Below are 19749 nucleotides of genomic sequence, written 5' to 3'. Positions count from 1 at the left end.
CCCGTCAGGCGAGGGCCTGGGCGAACAACGGCACCGCGTGGTCGAGGGCGTACCCCAGGCCGAGGGTCGTGCCGGACGAGAAGGCGTTGCTCAGCGTGGTGTCGTCGAAGACCACGATGCGCCCGTCCTTCGTCGCCGGCAGGTTCTGGATGCCCGGGTTCGCGGTGATCTCGGCCGCGGTGGCCCCGATGGGGAACACCACGACGAGGTCGGCGTCGAGCTGGTCGAGCTGCTCGTCCGACAGCTCCACGTAGAAGCTGTCGTCCTTGGCCAGCGCCTGCACCTTCGGGCTCTGCGTGAAACCGAGTTCGGTCATGAAGTCCACGCGGCCGTCACCCGTGACGTAGGCCCCGAACTTCCCGGAGTAGAACGCCGCGACCGCCACCGTCCTGCCGGCGAAGGCCGGGTTCGCCGCGGCCACCCGCGTGAACTCCGCCTCCAGGTCGGAGACGAGCTTCGCGCCCTCGTCCTGCTTCCCGAGGGCGGCGGCGACGAGGTGCACCTGGTCGCGCCACGGGGTGCCGTAGCTGGTCTTCAGCCCGGGCGGCGGGCCCACGGTCGGGGCGATCTTCGTCAGTTCCGCCTGCACGGCCTCGGCGTTGGACTGCCGGGTGTTGAGGATGACGTCGGGTTCCAGCGCCGCGATCTTCTCGTAGCTGAGTTCCTGGGTCCCGAGCTGCTCGGGTTCGCGCGTCACGAGGTCCTGCGCCCACGGACCGACCCCGTCGCCGCCGAAACCCAGCCAGTCGGACGTCGCGACGACCTGGCCGCCGAGGGCCAAAACGGTTTCCGCGTCGCCCCAGCCGAGGGCGATGAGGGTGCGCGGGTCCGCGGGGACCTGGACCTCCCCGAAGAGGGTGTCGATCGTCGCGCCGGACGCGGACGCGGTCCCTCCCGCCCCGGCGGAGCCGTCGTCGGAACCGCTGCAGGCGGTGAGGACGGCGCCGACGCCGGCGACGATCGTGCCGGTGAGCAGGGCGCGGCGGGACGGGAGGGGCACGTCGGTCTCCGATCGGGGTCAGGCCAGCCCGCACGGACTGAGGGCAGGCTGACCATACCTGACCGGCGGCGAACGTCCCCGGCCCGACCGTTCCCGCACCCCTCGACGGGGGCTGGTCGACCGTCCGGGGCACGGGTACGTTCGACCTCCGGCGTCCGCGACGGAGGGAGGACGCATGGGGTCCGGGCTGTCCCGCGAGGAGTTGTCCGAGGTCCTGCGCAGGGCCACGTCCGAGGGGGGACCACGCCCGCGGTCCGGCTCCTGCACGAGACGGGCACCGTCCTGCAGACGCTCGACGAGGCGGGGTGGATCGAGCTCCTGCCCCCGCACCCGGGCGACCCGGAGCAGAACCCGCGCGCCCGCGTCGACCGGGCGGCGGCCCCGGCCGACCACGACCGCTTCGGCTGGGGACGCGACCGGCACCTGCTGCCGCTGGCGGCGAGCCTGGCGGGCGCGGTCGAGGTCGACCTGCGCACGGCCCTCGGGCAGCTCGACCGGCGGACGACGGCGTTCGTGCTCGCCGCGGTCGGCGACTCGACGCAGGCGCACACCCTGTTCTCCGAACCGCTCCTGCCGCACGGCGGGCCGTCGGGCCGGGCGGCGATGACCCGGCAGGGGCCGCTGCACCCCCGGCCCGAGGAACCCCCCGCTCCTCCCGGCGACCAGGGGACCCTCGCGCTGCGGCCGCAGGCCGAGGAGGAGGCCGACACCCTGGCCGCGGCCCTGGCGAACCCGCACCCCGAGGTGGCTCTGCCCCTCGACGAGCACGTGCTGCGCGTCCTGCGGCACCTGCGGCCGGCCACGCTCGGACGTCGCCGCCGGGAACGGCCCGACGCGCCGAGCGTCGGCGCCACAGCGCACGAACTGCCGCGCGCGGACGTCGAGGCCTGGCTGGGGTTCGCGCTCCCCGAGTTCCCCGACCTGGCCCCGGCCCGCCTGGTGTGCCTGCGCCGAGAACCGGGTCCGCTGCCGCGCAGGGGGTCCCTGATGCCCAACGGGGAACCCTTCTGCGTCCGCGTCGCCCTGCTGTGGGTCGCGCCCGACGTCGACCTGGACCGCCTCGTCCTGCGGCGCGGGGACGGGCTCCTGCAGGGCACGGTGAACTGGCAGCCCGGCCGGTCCAGGCCGGACCACCGGGTGCTCACGACCCACTTCACGAACCCCGCCGGCGGCCACACGTCCGTCACCGTCGGGGGCACGCAGGTCGGCGTCCAACGCGTCGACCCGGAACTCACCCGCATCGCCTGGGGACGCGACGTCGGCGACGACGAGTTCACGGTCGCCCTGCACGTCCCGCACGAACCCCGGCAGGCCCTGGAGTTCCTGCTGCGCGGCCGGGACGCGCCGTGAGTTCCGGGTTGTCGCGCGAGGAACTGGCCGACGTCCTCGAACGCGCGCACGTGGAGATCGGCAAGGACGCCGGGATCCGGCTCCTGCACCGGGCGAGCACCCTGCTCGCGGAGATCGACGCCGCCGGGCTCGTGCAGGTCCTGCCGCCGCACCCGGAGGACCCGGACCACAACCCCCGCGCGCGCATCGACTGGCCCGAGGTCGTGGCCGGGGTGGAACGCGGCGGACGGTTCACCGGGCCGCACGGGCGCCGGCGCGACGAGTCCGTGGTGCGGATCGCGCTCAGCCTCCTGGGGGTGCTCCAGATCGACCTGCACACCGAACTGAACATGCTCGACCGGCCCACCACGGCGCTCGTGCTCGCGGCGATCGGCGCCTCCACGCAGTCGCACTACGACAGCTACGAGCGGCTGCTCCCGGACGGCAGACCGTCGGGCTGGTCGGGCACGGTGTTCCGCCCGCCGCTGTTCCCGTGGCCCGAGACACCTCCCGGACCCGCCCCCGGCCAGGGAACCCTGTCGCTCTGGCCGGCCGCCGAGGAGGAGACCGCCGCGCTGGCCGCGGCGCTCGCGAACCCCTACCCGGAGGTGGGCCTGCCCCTGGACGACCACGTGCTGCGGGTCCTGCGGCACCTGAGGCCGGCGGACGTCGCGGGCATGCGCGGTGCGGGCCTGGCCCGGATGCGCTGGCCGGACGACCCCGGGGTCCGGGCGACCCGCCACGAGCTGCCCGTGGCCGACGTCGAGGAGTGGCTGGGCGCCCCGTTGCCGGAGTTCGACGACCTGGTTCCCGCCGTGCTGCGCTGCTTCACCCTCGAGCCCGGCCCGCTGCCGCGGCGCGGGACCACCCTGCCCGACGGCGAACCCCTCCAGGTCCACGTCGACCTGCTCTGGGTGGCGCCGGACGTGGACCTGGACCACCTCGTCCTGCACCACGCCCCGCAGGACGGGTACGTGCAGGGCTACCTCAGCTGGACGCCGTGGCGGCAGCGGGACGAACCGGAGGACCGCACGACGGACTTCACGAGCGCCGCCGGTGGGCACACGGGGGTGAGCGTCGGCGGCACCCGGATCGGCGTGCAGCGGTTCGAGGGGGGTGTGACGCGGATCGGCTGGGGCCGCCGGGTGGGTGGGGACCTGTTCGGGATCGCCCTGCACGTGCCCCGCGAGCCGCGTGAGGCGCTGGAGTTCCTGCTGCGCGGCCGGAACGTGCCGTGACCGGAGTTCACACGCCCGTTCACACGGCGGCCCCGCACGCTCGTCCTCACCAGTACCGGACCGACCGAGGAGGAACCGTGCCGCTCGTCACCGTCAAGGTCGTCGAAGGGGTCTTCACGACCGAGCAGAAGAAGGAGATGATCTCGCGCATCACCGACGCGGTGGTGGACGTCGAGGGCGAGGCCCTGCGCCCCGTCACCTGGGTCCTCGTGGAGGAGGTCGACAGCGGCCTCTGGGGGATCGGGGGAACGGGGCTCACGACGACCGACGTCCAGTCGTTGCAGGGCCGCGTCCCGGTCCCGCACTGAGAACCGGGAGACCGTGGTGCGGATCAGGTTGCTCGGCCCGCCGTCGCTGACGCCGGGCGCGCGGCCGGGTCCGCACCCGGTGAGCCGGAAGTCGTGGGCGGTGCTGGCCCGGGTCCTCGTCGGCGACCGGCCCCCGTCGCGGCGGGACCTGGCGGAGGAGTTGTTCGGCACCGCCGACGACCCGCTGGCCGCCCTGCGCTGGTCGCTGGCCGAACTGCGCCGGGCCCTGGAGGCACCGGACGCCCTGCGCGGCGACCCGCCCGGGGTGCCGCCCGACCTGGCGTGCGACGCCGCCGACCTCGACGCCGGGACGCTGCCCGACGACGACCTCGGCGGGACGCTGCTGGAGGGGGTGGAGGTCCGCGACTGCCCCGGGTTCGACGCCTGGCTGCTCCTGGCCCGCGCCCGGTGCGCCGCCCGGACCCGGGAGGAACTGCACTCGCGCGCCGTCGCGGCGCTCGGCCGCGACGACGTGGACGCGGCGCTGCCGTTGGCGACCCGGGCCGCGGCGCTGGACGTCCTCGACGAGGAGGCGCAGGAACTCCTCGTGCGCGCCCTGGTCGCCGCCGGCCTGCCCGCGCAGGCGCTGGCCCACCTCGGGGCCTGCGAGGCCCGGCTCGTCCGCGCGGGGATCACCCCGTCGCCGGCGCTGCGGGACGCGGCCCGCACCGCCGTGCCGGTGCGCCCGGCGGTGCGCTCGGCCGCGGCAGCACGGGCCCTGCTCGCCGCGGGGGTGGCCGCGTGCGGGGCCGGCGCCCCCGACGCGGGGGTGGGGACGCTGCGGCAGGCTCTCGCCGAGGCCCGGGGTTCCGGCGACGCGGGGTTGCAGGCCGGGGCCCTGCTCGAGCTCGGACGGGCCCTCGTCCACGCCGTGCGGGGTGCCGACGGGGAGGGTGCTCTCGTCCTGCACCAGGCGCTGCGGGCGGCCGCGACCGCCGGGCGCCCCGACCTGGCCTCGGACGTCCTGCGGGAGAGCGGTTTCGTCGACGTGCAGGCCGGGCGGCACCGGTCGGCGGCGCGCGCACTGGCGCGGGCGCTGCGGCAGGCCGGCGACGACGGCCGGCGCGCGGCGGTCCTCGCCATGCAGGGGATGAACTCCGCCGACCAGGGACGGCACCGGCAGGCGGTCGACCTCCTGCGGGAGTCCGCGCGGCTGGCCGCGACCGTCGGTGACGACCGTCAGCGGTCGTGGTCCCTGGGGGTCCTCGCGCGCTCGGCACTGCTGTCGGGCGACGCCGAGCAGGCCCGCCGGGCGGCGCGCACCAGCCTGCACCTGGCCCGCCGCCAGTCGTGGACGGCGTTCGTCCCCTGGCCCCAGGTCATCGCCGCGCAGGCCGTGGCGGCGATCCAGGGCTGGGCGGCCGTGGGGGAGGAGCTCGAGGAGGCCTTCGCCGCGGCCTGCTCGCTGGGGGACCCGTGCTGGGAGGGGATGGCGGCCCGGGCGCTGGGGGTCGCGGCCCTGCACCGCGGACAGCACGAGCTCGCGGCGTCCTGGGTGGCCGACGCCCGCCGGCGCTGCGACCGGGTGCCGGACCGCTACGTCTGGGTGTCGGCCTACGTCGGCCTGGCCGAGGTGGAGGTCGCCGCGGCCGGCGGGCGCGGGGCGGTGCTCGTCGCGGCGCGCCGGCTGGAGGAGCAGGCCGTCCGCGCGGACCTGCCGGAGTTCGTCGCCTGGGCCCTCGTCCACCAGGTGGAGGCCGGGGACCGGGACCGGCGGGACCTCGCGCGCGACTGCGCGAGGGGTGTGGAGGACCCTGCTCTCCTCGCGCGGGCGGCGGCCCTGGGCGACGACGGATCAGGGCCCGGTGGAGCGCGGCGCGGGAACAAGACGTCGCTCGACGCGTTGAACCCCGTGCAGGGGAGGTGAGCGCCCGGGTGGGCGCGGGTGAGGGGTCGAGCGTGAGCCGACGGGCTGCCGCCGCCTCCACCGCGAAGGCCACCTGGTCACCCCGACCGTGGGCGCGATCTCCCTGGCCCTGGTCACCCGGACCATCGCCGAACAGCTCCGAGAGGCTCGAACATGACTGATCTGCAGTGGCGCGTGGTGCTGGCCGCCGACGAGGCCGGTGTCTCGTACAAGGATGCGATCAAGGCGGACCTGCTGAAGGACCCGCGGGTCAAGGAGGTCCTGGACGTCGGGGTGAACTCCGACACCGACAAGACGGCCTACCCGCACGTGGCGGTGGCCGGGGCGCGCAAGATCGCCGCGGGGGAGGCCGACCGGGGGATCTTCGTGTGCGGGACGGGCATGGGGGTGGCGATCGCGGCGAACAAGGTGCCGGGCATCCGGGCGTCGGTGGCGCACGACTCGTTCTCGGTGGAGCGGCTGGTCCTGTCGAACAACGGCCAGGTGCTGACGTTGGGTGAGCGCGTCATCGGCAAGGAGCTGGCCCGTCGGCTGGCGAAGGAGTTCTTGGGCTACACGTTCGACGAGACGTCCGCGTCGGCGGCCAAGGTCGACGCCATCACCGGGTACGAGACCGCCGCCACGGACGGGGAGACCTCCGCGTCCTCCTGCTGAACCCCTGCGACGGACCCTTGCTGGACCGGTCCTGCGCCCGTGACAGGATGCGGCGCAGGATCGGCGCGAGGAGGCGGGCGTGGGTGGGGTTCGGGAGCTGTTGCTCGGCGTCGACATCGGCACCGGGAGCAGCAAGGGGGTCCTGACGACCCTCGACGGCAGGGTCCTGGCCCGCGCCTCCCGCAGGCACCGGACCGACAACCCCCGCCCGGGCTACGTCGAGCACGACGCCGACGCCGTCTGGTGGGCGGACTTCTGCGCCATCGCGCGTGAGCTCACCGACCGCGCCGGCGACCCGGACGACGCCGCCCACGGCCGCGTCGTCGCCGTCGGCGCCAGCGGCATCGGGCCGACCGTGCTGCTCGCCGACGGGCACGGCCGGCCGCTGCGGCCGGCGGTCCTCTACGGGGTCGACACCCGCTCGGTCGCCGAGGCCGCCGAGCTCGAAGCGCGCTACGGCGCCGACGACCTCCTGCGCCGGTGCGGTTCGACGATGTCCACGCAGGCCGCCGGCGGGAAGCTGGAGTGGCTGCGCCGCCACGAACCCGACGTGTTCGCCCGCGCCCGCCACTTCTTCATGGCCAACTCCTACCTCGCCTTCCGGCTGACGGGGGAGTACGTCCTCGACCAGCACTCGGCCAGCCAGAGCACACCGCTGTACGACCGGCACACCGCCGCGTGGATCGAGGACCGGTGCGCCGAGATCGCCCCGGGCCTGCCGATGCCGCGGCTCGTGTGGCCCTCCGAACGCGTCGGCGCGGTGACGGCCGAGGCGGCGGCGCAGACCGGCATCCCCGCCGGGACCCCCGTCGCGGCGGGGACGTGCGACGCGTGGGCCGAGGCCGAGAGCGTCGACGTGGGGCGGCCCGGGGACCTGATGGTCATGTACGGGTCGACGACGTTCTTCATCGCCGTCACCGACGGCCCGCGGTTCCACCCGTCGTTGTGGGGAACGGCCGGGGTCAGGCCGGGGCAGAACACCCTGGCCGCGGGCATGGCGAGCTCGGGCAGCGCCGTGGAGTGGTGGCGCGAGACCATCGGGTCCCCCGACGTCGCCGAACTCGTCGCCGAGGCCGCCGCCGCGCCGCCCGGGGCCAACGGGCTCGTGGCGCTGCCCTACTTCGCCGGGGAACGCACGCCGTTCGCCGACGCCGACGCCCGCGGCGCGCTGCTGGGGCTGACGTTGCGCAGCACCCGCGGTGAGGTGGACCGCGCGCTGCTGGAGGCGACCGCCTTCGGGGTGCGGCACAACCTCGACGAGATCCGCGCCGCCGGGGTCGACGTCCGCCGCGTCGTCGCCGTCGGTGGCGGGACGGGGTCGGCGTTGTGGCCGCAGATCGTCTCCGACGTGACGGGCCTGCGGCAGGAACTGCCCGCCGAGCGCATCGGCGCCTCGCTGGGCGACGCGAAGTTCGCGGCCGTGGCCCTGGGGGTCGTCGACGTCGACGCGACGTGGAACCGCGTCGAGTCCGCGACCGAACCGGACCCGGTCGCCGCCGAGGTCTACGCCGAGCTGTACCCGACGTACCGGCGGTTGCACGAGGCGACCGCGGAACTGCAGCACCAGTTGTCGGCGCTGGAGCGGCGCACCCGCTGAACCGGCGCCTCAGCGGCGCTCGAAGAGTTCCGCCATGTGGACCTGCTTCTCCAGCACGTCGTTGATCTGCGCCTGCACCGTGTCCAGCTGGCCGATGATGTCGCTGGTGGCGTGGATCCCCGTGCTCACGGACTCGCTGCTGGTCTGGATCCCGGAGATGTGCTCGACCACCTGCTGGGTGGCTGCGGCGGTCTCGCGGGCCAGCTCCTTGACCTCGTCGGCGACGACCGCGAAACCCCGGCCGAGTTCGCCGGCGCGCGCCGCCTCGATCGTGGCGTTGAGGGCCAGCAGGTTCGTCTGGCCCGCGATCTTCGAGATGATCCCGATGACGTCACCCACGGCGCTGGACGCGCTCCCGAGCTGCGCCACGTCCGAGATCATCGCGGCCGAGCGCTCGGTCGCCTCCTGCGCGACGCGCCCCGCGTCGAACGTGGCCTCCCGCAGCTGCGCCACGGTGTCCAGCAGCAGCTGCGCGTTGCGGGCGTCCGACGCGGTGCGGCGCAGCACCGACATCCGCTGCGACACCAGCTGGGCCACGTTGCGCAGGGCCTCGGCGCGCGAGTCCGACAGCTCGATGGTGTCGGTGGTGAAGAAGTCCATCGTGCCCACGACGTGGTCGCCGTCGAGGATCGGGAAGCACACGCCCGAACGGACACCGGCCCGCTGCGCCGCGGGGGCCCGGACGCAGTCGGTCACCTCGGCGAGGTCGCGCACGAACACGAGGTCGCGCGCCCGCCAGGCCCGCCCCGACAACCCGACGCCCTCGGCGAAGGAGGCCGCGAGCGTGACCCGGCGGAACTCCTCGCCCGCCGAGCCGGACTCGAGGCTGAAGCGCAGCACGTCGTCGGTCTCGTCGCGGCCCCAGAAGGATCCGTAGGCCCAGCCGAACGCCGTGCGGACCGTCTCCAGCGCGGTGCGGACCGCAGCCGCCTCGTCGGCGGCCCGCCCGATCTCGGTGACGACGGTGGTGACGGCCTGCCGGTCACCCAGCATCTCCTGCGCGGCGGAACCGGCCAGCGCCTGCCGGCGGGCGAGGGTCGCGATGCGGCCGATGGCCCGCCACTTGTCGTCGCCGAACCGCGGCAGGCCGTGGTCGCTGTAGAACTCCATGACGCCGACGACGTCACCCTCGTCCATCATCGGCACGGCCGCGCCCGCGACCATCCCGGCGCGCTGCGCGGCCTGCCACCGGGCGCACGTCCGCCCGTCGGCGTCGCGCTCGGACGCCTCGACGATGACCGGTCGCTGGCTGGTGGCGGCCTGCTCGACGAGGGTGTGCCGGGCGCTGCCGGGCCCCAGGGTGGTGGACCCGCTCAGCGCGGCGTCCACCACGGTCCCGATCGGCCCCGTCTCGTACGCCAGCGACAGGCGCCCGGAGGCGTCCGGCACCCAGCGGGCCCCGTAGGCCAGTTCCAGGGCGCCGACCATCGCGTCGGTCAGCTTGACCCGTGCGTCCTGCGCGTCGGCCACCCCGCCGTCGAAGGCGATGAGCACCTGCTCCAGGGCCTCCACGTCGCGCGGGACGCGCAGGGGGCTCTGGGCGGCCGGGCCACGGCGACGGGACATCCGGGGAACTCCTCACGACACGGGGCGGGTCGAGGCTCCATCGACGGACCGGTCCAGGACCTGAGACCGCGGTCCAGGACCGGCCGAGCTGCGCGCGGCCGCCAGGGTGAGGTGCGCGATGCGCTGGGCCGCGCGGCCGTCGCCGTAGGGGGACGGCAGCGTCGCCAGCCGTCCGGGCCAGCCGGGACGGGTCTGCCGGGCCAGGGCCCCGGCGATGCCGTCGACGTCGGTGAGGACCGCGAAACCCGCCTCGACGCTCTCGGGGCGCTCGGTGCTGCGGCGCACCACGACGAGGGGTTTGCCCAGGACGGTGACCTCCTCCTGCACGCCCCCGGAGTCGGACACCAGCACGAGCGCCTCGGCGGCCAGGGCGAGGAACGTCGCGTGGTCGGTGGGCGCCAGGGCGCGCACCCCGGCGGGGACCTCGATCCCGAAGGACCGCAACCGCGACCGGGTGCGCGGGTGCAGCGGCAGCAGGACGGGTAGCCCCAGGGACCCCAGGCCGGTCAGCAGACCCCGCAACCGCTCCTCGGTGTCGGTGTTCTCGGGGCGGTGGACGGTCGCGAGCACGAACCGCCCGGCCTCCACCCCGAGGTCGGCGAGCAGCGCGGCCCGCTCGGCGGCGGTCGGCAGGGCCCGGGTCGTCGCCTCCACCACGGGGTTCCCCGTCAGGTGCACGGCCGTGGGGTCCGCCCCGGCCCGCAGGAGGTTCTCGACGTTCTGCGGCGTCGGGCAGCAGTGCACGTCGGCCACCGCGCCGATGACGAGCCGGTTGACCTCCTCGGGCATCGCGCGGTCGTGGCTGCGCAGTCCGGCCTCCACGTGCACGACGGGGATGCCCAGGTAGTGCGCGGCCTGGGCGCCGGCGTTCGCGCTGTTCGTGTCGCCCTGGACGACGACGGCGTCGGGGCGCCGTTCGTCGAGGAGGCCGGTGAGGGCGTCCAGCATCGTCGTGAGCTGCGCCGCGCGGGACCGGCCCCCGACGCCGTCCAGCACCGCGGCCGGGCGGGGGAGCCCGGTGGCGGCGAAGAACACGTCGCTGAGTTCGGGGTCGTAGTGCTGGGCCGTGAAGACGGTGCCCGCCGACGCGCCCAGGGCGTGCACGACGGGGGCCAGTTTGACGATCTCGGGGCGGGTGCCCAGGACCACGTCGACGCGCAGGTCCTCCCGGTCGCTCATGCGGTTCACCGTCCGTCCGTCAGGCCGTCGAGGAGTCGTTCGCGATTCCGGAACACCGCCCAGCCGATGACGCCGAGCATCCCGGCGGCCAGCGGGATGCCGTGGACGGGTACGGCGGGGGTGGGTTTGGTGGGGCCGCAGTCCACGAGCCCCAGCTTCAGGCTGACGGCAGGGCCCAGGACGGTGAGTTCGAGCGCGCTCGAGGTGATCGCCCCGTTCGCGGGCGTGGTCTGCAGGTTCGTCCCGAGACGCACCAGGCTCAGCACGTCGAGGCTGGAGTTCACCGTCGGGGTCGCGCTCAGGTCGGCGAGCTTCGTCTCGGCTCCGAGCACACCGAGGGTGTAGACGCTGGCCCCGACGAGCGACGCGCCGGCGCTGCGGGCCCCGTTCGGCCCGGCGGTGCACCGGGCGGTGATGGCGGTGGCCCTGATCCGCAGCGCACCGGGCACCTCGACGACCACGCCACCGGCGCCGGGGGTGACCGTGCAGGCGCCCGTCGGCCCGATGCTCACGGCGCCCCCCGCACCGACGACCCCGGCGCAGGCCGCGGCGGTGCCGTCGGCGAAGGCCTTGGCCTGCTGCACGAGCACCCCGGCCTTGACGTTCGGCTGCGTCGGGTCGACGGCCAGCACCGGCGTCACGGGGTTGCCGCTCGTCTGGTCGGTGGTCCCGTCGTAGGCGGCCGTGGCCGTGCCCGACGTGGCCGAGCTGCCGGCCAGCGTCAGCGAGGCTGCGGTGGCCGAGGACAGGGTGCTCCACGCGCCGGCCGCGGCCGGGCCGGTCACGCCGAGCAGCAGCCCGAGCGCGGCCCCGACGCCCACGAGGCCGCGTCCGATCCAGGTCGATCCCCGTGCGGCGCAGGTCGTCCTGATCATCGTGCGTCCTCCCGCCCCTCGGCGTGCGTCTCGTGCGTGTCCCCCGCCCCGACGAGGACCGGTGCCCCGTCGTGCGTCGTGACCTCCGTGCCGGCGTGGCCGGCGTCGTGGGCGGTCTTCTTCCAGTCGTGGCGCCCGCGCAGGACGCGGACGAGGGCCCACCACACGGCCAGCTGCAGCAGGTAGCCGTAGAGGATGTTGGCCACGCCCAGCCGGACCGCGCGGCCGTGGCTGATGCCGCTGCGGGTGCGCATCCGGTACAGCGGTCCCCACACCGCGTGCGGCAGCGCGCCGAAGAGGACGGCCAGCGGCAGCACGCCCCAGGCGCCGGCGACCCACCAGGCCGTGGGACCGCCGCCGGTGGTGGCGGCGTAGTGGACGTCCAGGCCCAGGGCGAGCGGGAAGACGACGCTGCCGGTGATCTGCGACCACGGCACGCACAGGTAGTAGGCGATCTCCAGCGCCGCCGGCAGCGGCACGTTCGGCGAGCTGAGGACGCGCCACAGGTAGCGCATGCACTGCATCCCGCCCTGGGCCCACCGGCTGCGCTGGCGGATGAGGGGACGCAGGGCCGTCAGCCCGACCTGCGAGACGTAGGTGTCGTCGCAGTACTCCGTGCGGCCGCCGGTGAGCAGGACGTGCAGCCCCAGCTCGAAGTCCTCCAGCAGCGCCCCGTGCCAGGGCGTGCCGTGCTCGAGCGCGATGCGGTCCAGGGCCGCCATGCGGGTGAACTGGCCGTTGCCGCCCATCCCGACGCTGCCCGTGCGCCGCCGCAGGACCTGCATCGCGGCGATCGGGCCGGTGAACTCCAGGTCCTGCAGCTGGATCAGCAGGGGGTCGCGGCGCGGTGGGGCGTGGACGGTGGCGGGGTCGAACACGCTGCTCAGGTCGTCGAGGTCGGTGCTGACGAGGGCGTCGACGTCGCAGGTGACGCGCACCTGCACCTGGACGGCGGCCACGTCGGGGTCCCCGAACATCGCTGGGCCGCTGATGAGGTCCGGGCACAGGCGGTCCAGCCGGGCGTCGGCGTCGAGGATGCCCACGAGGACCCGGGACCGGTCGGTGCCCGGCGGCAGTTCCGCGTCGATGGCCCGCCACGCGTGGTTGAGGGCCGGTCCCTTGCCCTGCTGGGCGTCGGGGTGGCGGCGGGTCAGGACCCGCACGGCCGCGAACTCCTCCTCGAGGGCGGCGAGCAGCCGGGGGGTCGCGTCGGTCGAGGCGTCGTCGACGCACCACAGCCGGGCCCGGGGGAAGGTCGTCACCAGGTGGCGGACGGTGCCGGTGATGACGGCTTCCTCGTTCAGGCACGGCACCACGAAGTGCAGGTCGTACTCGTCGGGGTCGCCGGGCAGGGTGTCGCGGCGGCGCACGAAGGGCCGCAGGATGCACAGGACGTAGACCAGGAAGCTCACGCACAGCAGGAACGCGCCGGTGTTCAGCAGCGCCAGGTACCAGCGGGGGTCATTCATGGTGAGCTCCCGCCCGGGTGAAGGTGCCGCGCAACAGGACGCCGAGGTAGGCGACACCGGCCAGGACGACCCCGAAGGTGCTGATGGTCGTGCCCACGAACACGTGGGTGTAGGAGTACCCGGCGTCGGGTCCCCAGGTGGCCATGCCGAGGGCGATGGTGAGCAGCCGCAGCTGGTTGAAGGCCACGACCGTGGTGATCGCCGTGGTCAGACCCGCCAGGGCGCGCAGGACGGGGACCCGCCGGATGCTCACGAGGACGGCGGTGCCCGCGAAGAACGGGACGATGAGGAACGCCACGGTGCAGCCCAGGGTGACCTGGTACCCGGTCCAGTTCCCCTGGACGCTGAAGAGGACGACGCTGCCCAGGTGGTGGGCGTCGGACAGGCCGGCCGCCCGGGCCAGCGCGGCCGAGACGGCCGCCTCGGTCTCCTGCACCCGGTGGGCCAGGACGAACAGCGCGACGAGCACCGCGAGGCTGCCGAGCGCCAGCACCGGCCGCACGAGACCCACGTCCAGGCTGGCCGCCCGGTCCGGGGCGACCCACCGCGGGTCCAGGGCGTCGAAGGCCCGCTGCGCCTGCGCCTCGTACTCGGCCGAGGTGCCGTCGGCCGGCGCAGCCCCGCGGCGCCCGCGCACGTTCACGCCGTGGCGGGGGCTCGGCGGACGGACATCAGCCGGCGTTCGGCCTGCCGCCACGCCCCGGGCAGTCCGTCGGCCGGCTCCCGCACGGCCCAGCCGGAGGTGAACATGCAGCCGGAAGCCAGGACGGCGCTCTGCACGGCGTCGGCCGTGGCCCGCAGCTCGCGCTGGTCGTCGGCGGTGCACAGGACCCCGAGCTGACGGCCGTCCAACCGCACGACGCTGCCGCGGCCGGCCAGCGCGGACGCGGCGGCGGCCGCGGCCCGGCGCACCGGGCCGACGCTGCGCGTCGCCCCCAGGTCCAGCAGCAGCACGCCCGAGGGGGCGGCGTAGGCGTGGGCGCGCTGCTCCTCGCGCTGGAGCAGGAAGCCCCAGCCGCGCCGGTCGGCGAGCCCGGTGAGGTCGTCGCCGCGCTGCTGCGCGACGCGGTGGTCGGCGGTCCGCTGCGCCGGCAGCTCCGCCAGTTCCGCGCTCAGGAGCCCGGACAGCCACCCGGCGTGCTGCTCCATCACGCGCAACCAGGACCGCACCCCGAAGCCGTCGGTGTCGAGGGGGTCGCGCGAGAGCCCGCACACCGTCCCGAGCAGCTGGTCCCCGGGACCCAGGAGCGGGACGCCGGTGTACCCGCGGACGCCGAAGACCCGGCCCATGCGCCGGTCCGCGTAGTCCGGCACCGCGCTGACGTCGGCGACCAGGCGGGCACCGCCCTGGCCGACCATGGTGCGGCACAACGTCTCGTCCCAGCGCATCGTCTGCCCGGCCACGGCGACCTCGGACCGCACGGCGAGCAGGGTGTAGTGCGGCTCGACGACGCGGCTGACGAGCCAGGTGCCCAGCGGCAGCCGGGCCCGGAGGTCCTCCAGCGTCTGGGCGGCCGCGTCCGCGAAGGTCGGCGTCGGCGCGTCGACGACGTCCGCCGCCGGCTCCGGCGCCGCGGGGGTCTCACTGGCCTCGAGGGGGAACAGCTCGAGCTGGTCACCGGCCCCGGGGTGCTGCTCGACGCCGACCGTGTCGCCGGACCCGTCGGCAGGGTCGTCGGCGAGGGCCACGGCAGCAGCCGCCTGCCCCGGTCCACGGTCCGGGACCGGGGCGTGGACCGGGGGTCGGGTGACGTCGACGGCCCTGTGCTGCACCTGCTGACCCGCCCACCGCTTCCACCGCATGCCGTCCCCCGAGCCGTTGTCCGTTCCTGCAGGACTGTTCGGCGTGGAGCCGGAAATGCTTAACCATGTCTGATTAGTCAGCTAGTTGAGGGGTGGAACGACCTTCCGCCACCGCGAGGAGGGGAGCCGTGGGGGGCGGGACCAGCAGCGCCTCCACGCGGGAGCGCAGGCCGCCGGGCAGCCGGGCCGCGCGCTCCCGCGCGTCACCCGGCAGGGCGATCAGCTCGGCCAGGGCTGAGACCTCGAGCTGGTCGCCGGTCACGACGTGCCCCGTCTCGCGGCCGGCCTCGTCGTCGGCGACCACGGCGTCGGCCAGCACGGCGGTGACGGGGTCCTCGCCGGGGGGCAGCTCGTCGCCCCACAGGGCCTCCAGCGCGTACCGGACGGCACGGGCGCGCCGCAGCACGTCCTCGCCCCCGTCGCCCGTGCGGGGGGCGACCGGTTCTTCGTGCACGGGACCGCCCCTCCGGCCACGTCCCGTGCTCGGGCCCACTGGCCACTGCTCGACCTCGGACGACCACGTATATCGGGAGCGGGTTCCGGTGGCAACTCCGTGCGTGGCGTCCGCACGTCCCCGGCCGGCGGTGGTCCGGTCATGGAGGTGCCCATCGATGCTTTGCCGGGCAACGGCTCTGGCGTCACCCGGTCCCTGGGGTTCAAGCGTGCTCCCACCGTGCCCGATGATTGTCCGGAACGTGACCGGGTGGTGCTGGACCAGCACCGCGATCCGGGGTGGACCTCTGGAGGGAGCACGAAGCATGCGGGCCGACGGCACGGTGGACCTGGCGGCGGAACTGTGGCCGCACCTGCTGGACGCGATCGCCTCGGGCGAGCACCGCATGGTCCTGGAGTCGGCCAGCGGTGGCCGCGTCGTCCTGATCTCCGAGCGCGAGGTCCAGCGGCTCGAGGAGCAGGCCCGTGCCGGCCGCCCGGCGTCCCGCACGATCCTGACCGCCCGCGAGACCGAGATCCTCCTGCTCGTCGAGGCGGGTCTGAACGGTGCGCAGATCGCCACCCGGCTCGGGCTGTCGACGAACACCGTCGCCCAGCACCTGTCCAGCGCCCGCCGCAAGTACGGGCTGCGCAGCAGCGCCGCCGCGGCCACCGCAGCGCGTCAGGCCGGGCACCTGCCCGACGCGAACCGTGGGGAATCAACTAGTTGACCCTCTCAAGGCAACTAGCTGGTCCGTCGATGGAGGGAACACCCGTCGACGAGGTCAGGAGCCAGCGTGGAACGAGTCACCGCACACCGCGGCACCCCCGCCCGGGCCGCGGTCCCGCTCGCCCTGCTGACCGGCCTGCTGACCGGCCTGCTGACCACCCTGCTGACGGGGTGCGGCGCGGCCACCTCCGCGGGGGCCGAACTGCCCACCGGCTCGGTCGCGGTCGGGACGTGCAAGCTCAAGACCACCGCCGAGGAGGTGGTGGCGCTCAGCGACACCTCACCGGCCGTCGCCTGCAGCAGCCCGCACACCTTCCAGGCGTACGCCCTCGGCCGACTCGACCCCGCCGTCGCCGCCCTCGGTCCCGAGCGTCCCGTCTCGGAGATCCTGACGGCCCGCAACGCCGACGTCTGCCCCCTGACGGTGCGCGACTTCCTGGGGGCCGATCCCCTGGACAGCCAGTGGGGGCTCAGCGTCTTCGCGAAGTACCCCACCCGCGCCGAGTGGCGGCGCGGGGAGCGGACCGTCGTGTGCGACCTCGTCGCCGACGCTCCCGTCGGCGTCGTCCCCACCCTCGGCGTCTCCCTGGAGGGCGTCTTGCGCCACGACGACTCCGCCCGGTTCCGGCTCTGCTCGCGGGACGAGCGACTGCTCACCTGCGACCAGCCGCACACCGCCGAACGGGCCGGGGACGTGCCCGTCGGAGCCACGGCCGGCGAGGAGGCGGCGTGCACCGCCAACGGCCTCGCCTACACCCGCAGCGCCGCGCCGCAGGGCTGGCGGCCCACCGTCGTCCACCGCGACGGCGCCGCCCAGTGCTGGCTCACGGCCCTGGAGGGCCCGCGAACGGGCACCCTGCGCGGTGGGCTGGTGGCCCGGTGAGACCGACGAGCCCGTGGCGCGCCCTCGCGGGGCTGGCGGCGCTGTCGACGACGTTCCTGCTCGTGCGGATGCTCGGCGGCGGTCTCGTCGGCATGAGCGACCAGGGCGACGGCACCCGGCTGCTGTGCCAGCTCGGGCTCGCCCAGGACCACCCCTACAACACCTCGACCCGGGACTACCTCCACCCGGTGTGGTTGAGCCACACCTGGTACGGCGAGGACTGCGGGGCCGACGGCGAGCCCTACCGCTCCACCCAGCTCTGGTTCGCGTGGGTCGCCACCCGCCTCACCCACCTGTTCACCCCCGTCGACGGCCTCGACCTGCGGGTCATGGCCGTCTTGTTCAGCGTCGTGGTGGGCTGCCTCGTCGCCGGTCTCGCCGTGCTGCTGGTGCGCGGCGCCGGCGCCCGCGTCCTCGTGACGGCCGCTCTGCTGCTCGTCGTCGGGGACGGGGCGTTCGCGGGGTACTTCGCCTCGGCCTACTCCGAACCGGCCGCCTTCGTCGGCGTGCTCGCCCTGCTGGTCGCGGTGATCCTGCACCTGCGCGCCGACGTCGTCCGGGTGCCGCACCTCCTGCTGCTGGCCGCCGCGGCGATGTTCACCGTGACCACCAAGACCCAGAACGCGGCCTTCCTGCCCGCCGTCCTGCTCGTGCTGCTGCTGCGGCCCGTCGGCACCGACCCCGGCCCCCCGCTCCCGCGGCGCCGGCGCAGCTGGCGGGAACTGCCGGGCCGGGTCCGGGCCGGGTTCGCGCCGCGGTTGCCCGCCCTGGTGACCGCAGCCGCGCTCGTGCTCGGGTCGGGGCTCTACCTGCAGGCGCAGCCGCAGCGGTTCACCACCCAGAACGACTACGCCGCCGTCTTCGTCGAGATGCTCCCGCACAGCCCCGACCCCGAGGCCGACCTGCGGGCCCTCGGCCTGCCCGCGGTGTGGACCGCCTCCTCCGGCGTGCCGATCGGAGCCCCCGGCAGCGCCGCGAACTCGCTGGCCTTCGCCGACTTCGACGAGCGCGCCGGGCTGGGTTCCCGGCTCGGGGTGTACGCCCGCGATCCCCAGCGGCTGCTGTCGATGGCCGGCCGGGGGCTGGAGGCCATGGGCGTCCTGCGGGCCGACTACCTGTACTCCTACCCCGCGGACGCCGGCCGGGGCCCCGAGCAGCAGGAGTGCCGCGTCTGCGTCCTGCAGACCGTCTGGACCACCGCCTTCGACGAGACCCCCGACGTGCTCCTGCTCGTCCTGGCGCTCGCGGTCGCCGCGTGCGTCGTGCTCGCCTGGACGGCGCGGCACAGCCCGCGTGCGCGGGCGGCGGGCGGAGCCGGGGTGTTCCTGGCCGTCGGCGCCGCCGGGCAGTTCTGGGTGGCGCTGCTGACCGACGGCGCTTCCGACCTGATCAAGCACCTCGTCGTCGCGGACTTCTGCGTCGCCCTGGTGTTCGCGACCACCGTCGCCGCGGTGCTGGCCGTGCGCGAGGACACCCGCGAACCCGTCGTCTGACGCTCTGCGGCGCAACGGCCCGCGGGGAACGCGAGCCCCGTCGGGGAGTTCCGCGGGCCACCGCGCCGACCGGGCGAGCGCCGGTCACGATGGGCGGGTGAGGCTGTCGGAGCGGGACGTGGCGTGCTGGTTGCTGAAGTCCGCGGGCTGGCCGGCGGAACTGCCGCGCCACCCGGACACCCCGGTGCGGGTGCGCCGCTGCCTGCGCCCGACGTACCGGCTGGACCTCCTGCGACCCGGCCAGCCGTGCGTGCTGTGGGTCAGCGGTCGCGTCGACCCCGGCGTGGCGGCCGTCGGACGGCTGACCTCCCCGGCGCAGGGGGAGGGGCCGGACGCCGGGGTGCACGTCGAACTGTTCGTGCTGGCGACCGTGGTCCCGCGACCCGACCTGGTGGCCGACCCCCGGTTCCGCACCGCCGAGGTCGTGCGGATGGCGGCCGGGAGCAACCCCTCCTACCTGGACGCGGTCCAGTTCTCCGCCGTCCTGGACCACCTCGGTCCCGACGCGCCCGCCGGGTGGCCGCCCCGGCCGTGACGGTCGCGGAACGGTCGCGGAACCGTTCCGGTACGCACCGGGGCGGGTTCCCGGTCGCGCACCCCGCACCGCCGTGCTTCAGTTGTCGCACAGGGAACGCGGCGCCTCGCACGGCGACCTCCCTGAGCCTGCAACCAGACGGGCCTGTTCCGGGCCGCACCGGGTGGAGAAGCCGCCCACCGGTGGTCCCACTCCGGCGGAGACCGATCTCCGCCGGCCCCGTCACGGTCGGCGCGCACCGCCGTCCTCACTCCAACGAAGGAACTCCCATGGCTACGGCCGAACCGAACGCCACCCCCACGCCCCACGACCGCGTCCGCACCGCAGGCAAGGGCGGTCTGGGCCTGACCGCCGTCGGCGTCGTCGTCTTCAACGTCGCCCCGTTCTTCAACTGGGTGCACCTCGAGGGCACCGAGACCGACCGCACCGGCTACGAGACCGACTCCCTCGTACCTTTCGTCGCCTACCTGGGCATCGGTCTGCTCCTCGCGATGGCCTACGCCGCCAAGCGGGCCCGTCGCGGCCAGCACCGCGGCCTGACGCTCGTGTCGATGGCCGTGGCGATCGCTGCGACCATCCAGTGCGTCGCCTTCGCGCTCAACCCCATGGGGGGCCTGGAGCGCGGTGACGACCTCGCCGCCTCGATCGGCGTCTTCATCGGCATCGTCGGTGCCGCCCTGTGGGCCGTCGGCTCGGGCCTGCTGGCCAAGGAGGTCGAAGGCGACGACGACGTGGACCTCGACCTGCGCAGCCACAGCCGCGACCGGTCCTCGACCACCCGCTGACCCGTC

The 19749-nt window shown here is 75.1% G+C and carries 19 protein-coding genes; 11 read left to right on the top strand and 8 right to left on the bottom strand.

What is annotated here, in order from left to right; genetic code table 11:
* Positions 1 to 4: 4 nt before the first annotated feature.
* Positions 5 to 1000: an iron-siderophore ABC transporter substrate-binding protein gene (locus tag CLV37_RS08635; protein ID WP_106209185.1), complete on the bottom strand. Its 996-nt coding sequence runs from the start codon at positions 998 to 1000 to the stop codon at positions 5 to 7.
* Positions 1001 to 1513: 513 nt separating this feature from the next.
* On the opposite strand from CLV37_RS08635, the gene CLV37_RS08630 reads away from it, so the two are divergent.
* The 6 genes from CLV37_RS08630 to CLV37_RS08605 all read left to right on the top strand — a co-directional run bounded on the left by CLV37_RS08630 (position 1514) and on the right by CLV37_RS08605 (position 7993).
* Positions 1514 to 2350, top strand: a complete 837-nt coding sequence (locus CLV37_RS08630) for a hypothetical protein (RefSeq protein WP_106209183.1) — start codon at positions 1514 to 1516, stop codon at positions 2348 to 2350.
* Positions 2347 to 3567, top strand: coding sequence for a hypothetical protein (locus tag CLV37_RS08625; RefSeq protein WP_106209181.1), 1221 nt, complete (start codon positions 2347 to 2349; stop codon positions 3565 to 3567). The genes CLV37_RS08630 and CLV37_RS08625 overlap by 4 nt, the downstream gene beginning before the upstream one ends.
* A gap of 77 nt (positions 3568 to 3644) precedes the next feature.
* Complete coding sequence (locus CLV37_RS08620; protein ID WP_106209179.1) at positions 3645 to 3875, top strand: tautomerase family protein; 231 nt, start codon at positions 3645 to 3647, stop codon at positions 3873 to 3875.
* Positions 3876 to 3954: 79 nt separating this feature from the next.
* Positions 3955 to 5742, top strand: a complete 1788-nt coding sequence (locus tag CLV37_RS08615; RefSeq protein ID WP_170127124.1) for an AfsR/SARP family transcriptional regulator — start codon at positions 3955 to 3957, stop codon at positions 5740 to 5742.
* Between the two features lie 153 nt (positions 5743 to 5895).
* Positions 5896 to 6396, top strand: a complete 501-nt coding sequence (locus CLV37_RS08610; protein ID WP_106209175.1) for a ribose-5-phosphate isomerase — start codon at positions 5896 to 5898, stop codon at positions 6394 to 6396.
* Between the two features lie 79 nt (positions 6397 to 6475).
* Positions 6476 to 7993, top strand: coding sequence for an FGGY-family carbohydrate kinase (locus CLV37_RS08605; RefSeq protein ID WP_106209173.1), 1518 nt, complete (start codon positions 6476 to 6478; stop codon positions 7991 to 7993).
* A gap of 9 nt (positions 7994 to 8002) precedes the next feature.
* On the opposite strand, the gene CLV37_RS08600 is transcribed toward CLV37_RS08605, so the two are convergent.
* From CLV37_RS08600 to CLV37_RS08570, 7 genes are all read right to left on the bottom strand, one after another.
* Positions 8003 to 9559: a methyl-accepting chemotaxis protein gene (locus CLV37_RS08600; protein WP_106209171.1), complete on the bottom strand. Its 1557-nt coding sequence runs from the start codon at positions 9557 to 9559 to the stop codon at positions 8003 to 8005.
* Positions 9560 to 9571: 12 nt separating this feature from the next.
* Positions 9572 to 10738 (bottom strand): non-hydrolyzing UDP-N-acetylglucosamine 2-epimerase, encoded by a 1167-nt coding sequence (wecB, locus tag CLV37_RS08595; protein ID WP_106209447.1) that lies wholly within the window; start codon positions 10736 to 10738, stop codon positions 9572 to 9574.
* A 5-nt stretch (positions 10739 to 10743) separates the two neighbouring features.
* Positions 10744 to 11613 (bottom strand): hypothetical protein, encoded by an 870-nt coding sequence (locus tag CLV37_RS08590; protein WP_106209169.1) that lies wholly within the window; start codon positions 11611 to 11613, stop codon positions 10744 to 10746.
* Positions 11610 to 13082 (bottom strand): glycosyltransferase, encoded by a 1473-nt coding sequence (locus tag CLV37_RS08585; RefSeq protein ID WP_106209167.1) that lies wholly within the window; start codon positions 13080 to 13082, stop codon positions 11610 to 11612. The genes CLV37_RS08590 and CLV37_RS08585 overlap by 4 nt, the downstream gene beginning before the upstream one ends.
* Positions 13075 to 13719: an exosortase/archaeosortase family protein gene (locus CLV37_RS08580; RefSeq protein ID WP_146149340.1), complete on the bottom strand. Its 645-nt coding sequence runs from the start codon at positions 13717 to 13719 to the stop codon at positions 13075 to 13077. The genes CLV37_RS08585 and CLV37_RS08580 overlap by 8 nt, the downstream gene beginning before the upstream one ends.
* 2 nt (positions 13720 to 13721) lie before the next feature.
* Positions 13722 to 14771, bottom strand: coding sequence for a hypothetical protein (locus CLV37_RS08575; RefSeq protein ID WP_146149339.1), 1050 nt, complete (start codon positions 14769 to 14771; stop codon positions 13722 to 13724).
* A 187-nt stretch (positions 14772 to 14958) separates the two neighbouring features.
* Complete coding sequence (locus CLV37_RS08570) at positions 14959 to 15339, bottom strand: hypothetical protein (protein ID WP_106209160.1); 381 nt, start codon at positions 15337 to 15339, stop codon at positions 14959 to 14961.
* A gap of 304 nt (positions 15340 to 15643) precedes the next feature.
* Between CLV37_RS08570 and CLV37_RS08565 the strand changes: the two genes are divergently transcribed.
* The 5 genes from CLV37_RS08565 (at position 15644) to CLV37_RS08545 (ending at position 19743) form a co-directional block, all read left to right on the top strand.
* Positions 15644 to 16048, top strand: a complete 405-nt coding sequence (locus CLV37_RS08565; RefSeq protein WP_170127123.1) for a response regulator transcription factor — start codon at positions 15644 to 15646, stop codon at positions 16046 to 16048.
* Positions 16049 to 16114: 66 nt separating this feature from the next.
* Positions 16115 to 16930, top strand: a complete 816-nt coding sequence (locus tag CLV37_RS08560) for a septum formation family protein (RefSeq protein ID WP_146149338.1) — start codon at positions 16115 to 16117, stop codon at positions 16928 to 16930.
* Complete coding sequence (gene wsfD, locus CLV37_RS08555) at positions 16927 to 18423, top strand: glycan biosynthesis hexose transferase WsfD (protein ID WP_106209154.1); 1497 nt, start codon at positions 16927 to 16929, stop codon at positions 18421 to 18423. Before CLV37_RS08560 ends, wsfD begins: the two co-directional genes overlap by 4 nt.
* A gap of 97 nt (positions 18424 to 18520) precedes the next feature.
* A complete protein-coding gene (locus tag CLV37_RS08550; RefSeq protein WP_106209152.1) occupies positions 18521 to 18958 on the top strand; it encodes a hypothetical protein in 438 nt (145 codons plus the stop codon).
* Between the two features lie 269 nt (positions 18959 to 19227).
* Positions 19228 to 19743 carry a hypothetical protein gene (locus CLV37_RS08545; protein WP_106209150.1) on the top strand — a complete coding sequence of 172 codons (516 nt, stop codon included), beginning with the start codon at positions 19228 to 19230 and terminating at the stop codon, positions 19741 to 19743.
* Positions 19744 to 19749: the final 6 nt, after the last annotated feature.

Source organism: Kineococcus rhizosphaerae (genome assembly GCF_003002055.1).
In the GTDB taxonomy this organism is placed as follows: Bacteria; Actinomycetota; Actinomycetes; order Actinomycetales; family Kineococcaceae; genus Kineococcus; species Kineococcus rhizosphaerae.
Note: the sequence above shows the minus strand (reverse complement) of the source record. Positions and strands in the feature narration are given on the sequence as shown.

Coding starts and splice junctions, on each gene's coding strand:
- wecB (WP_106209447.1), bottom strand. CDS start 10,738: ATGAGCGACCGGGAGGACCTGCGCGTCGACGTGGTCCTGGGCACCCGC.
- CLV37_RS08590 (WP_106209169.1), bottom strand. CDS start 11,613: ATGATCAGGACGACCTGCGCCGCACGGGGATCGACCTGGATCGGACGC.
- CLV37_RS08610 (WP_106209175.1), top strand. CDS start 5,896: ATGACTGATCTGCAGTGGCGCGTGGTGCTGGCCGCCGACGAGGCCGGT.
- CLV37_RS08545 (WP_106209150.1), top strand. CDS start 19,228: ATGGCTACGGCCGAACCGAACGCCACCCCCACGCCCCACGACCGCGTC.
- CLV37_RS08565 (WP_170127123.1), top strand. CDS start 15,644: ATGCGGGCCGACGGCACGGTGGACCTGGCGGCGGAACTGTGGCCGCAC.
- CLV37_RS08585 (WP_106209167.1), bottom strand. CDS start 13,082: ATGAATGACCCCCGCTGGTACCTGGCGCTGCTGAACACCGGCGCGTTC.
- CLV37_RS08600 (WP_106209171.1), bottom strand. CDS start 9,559: ATGTCCCGTCGCCGTGGCCCGGCCGCCCAGAGCCCCCTGCGCGTCCCG.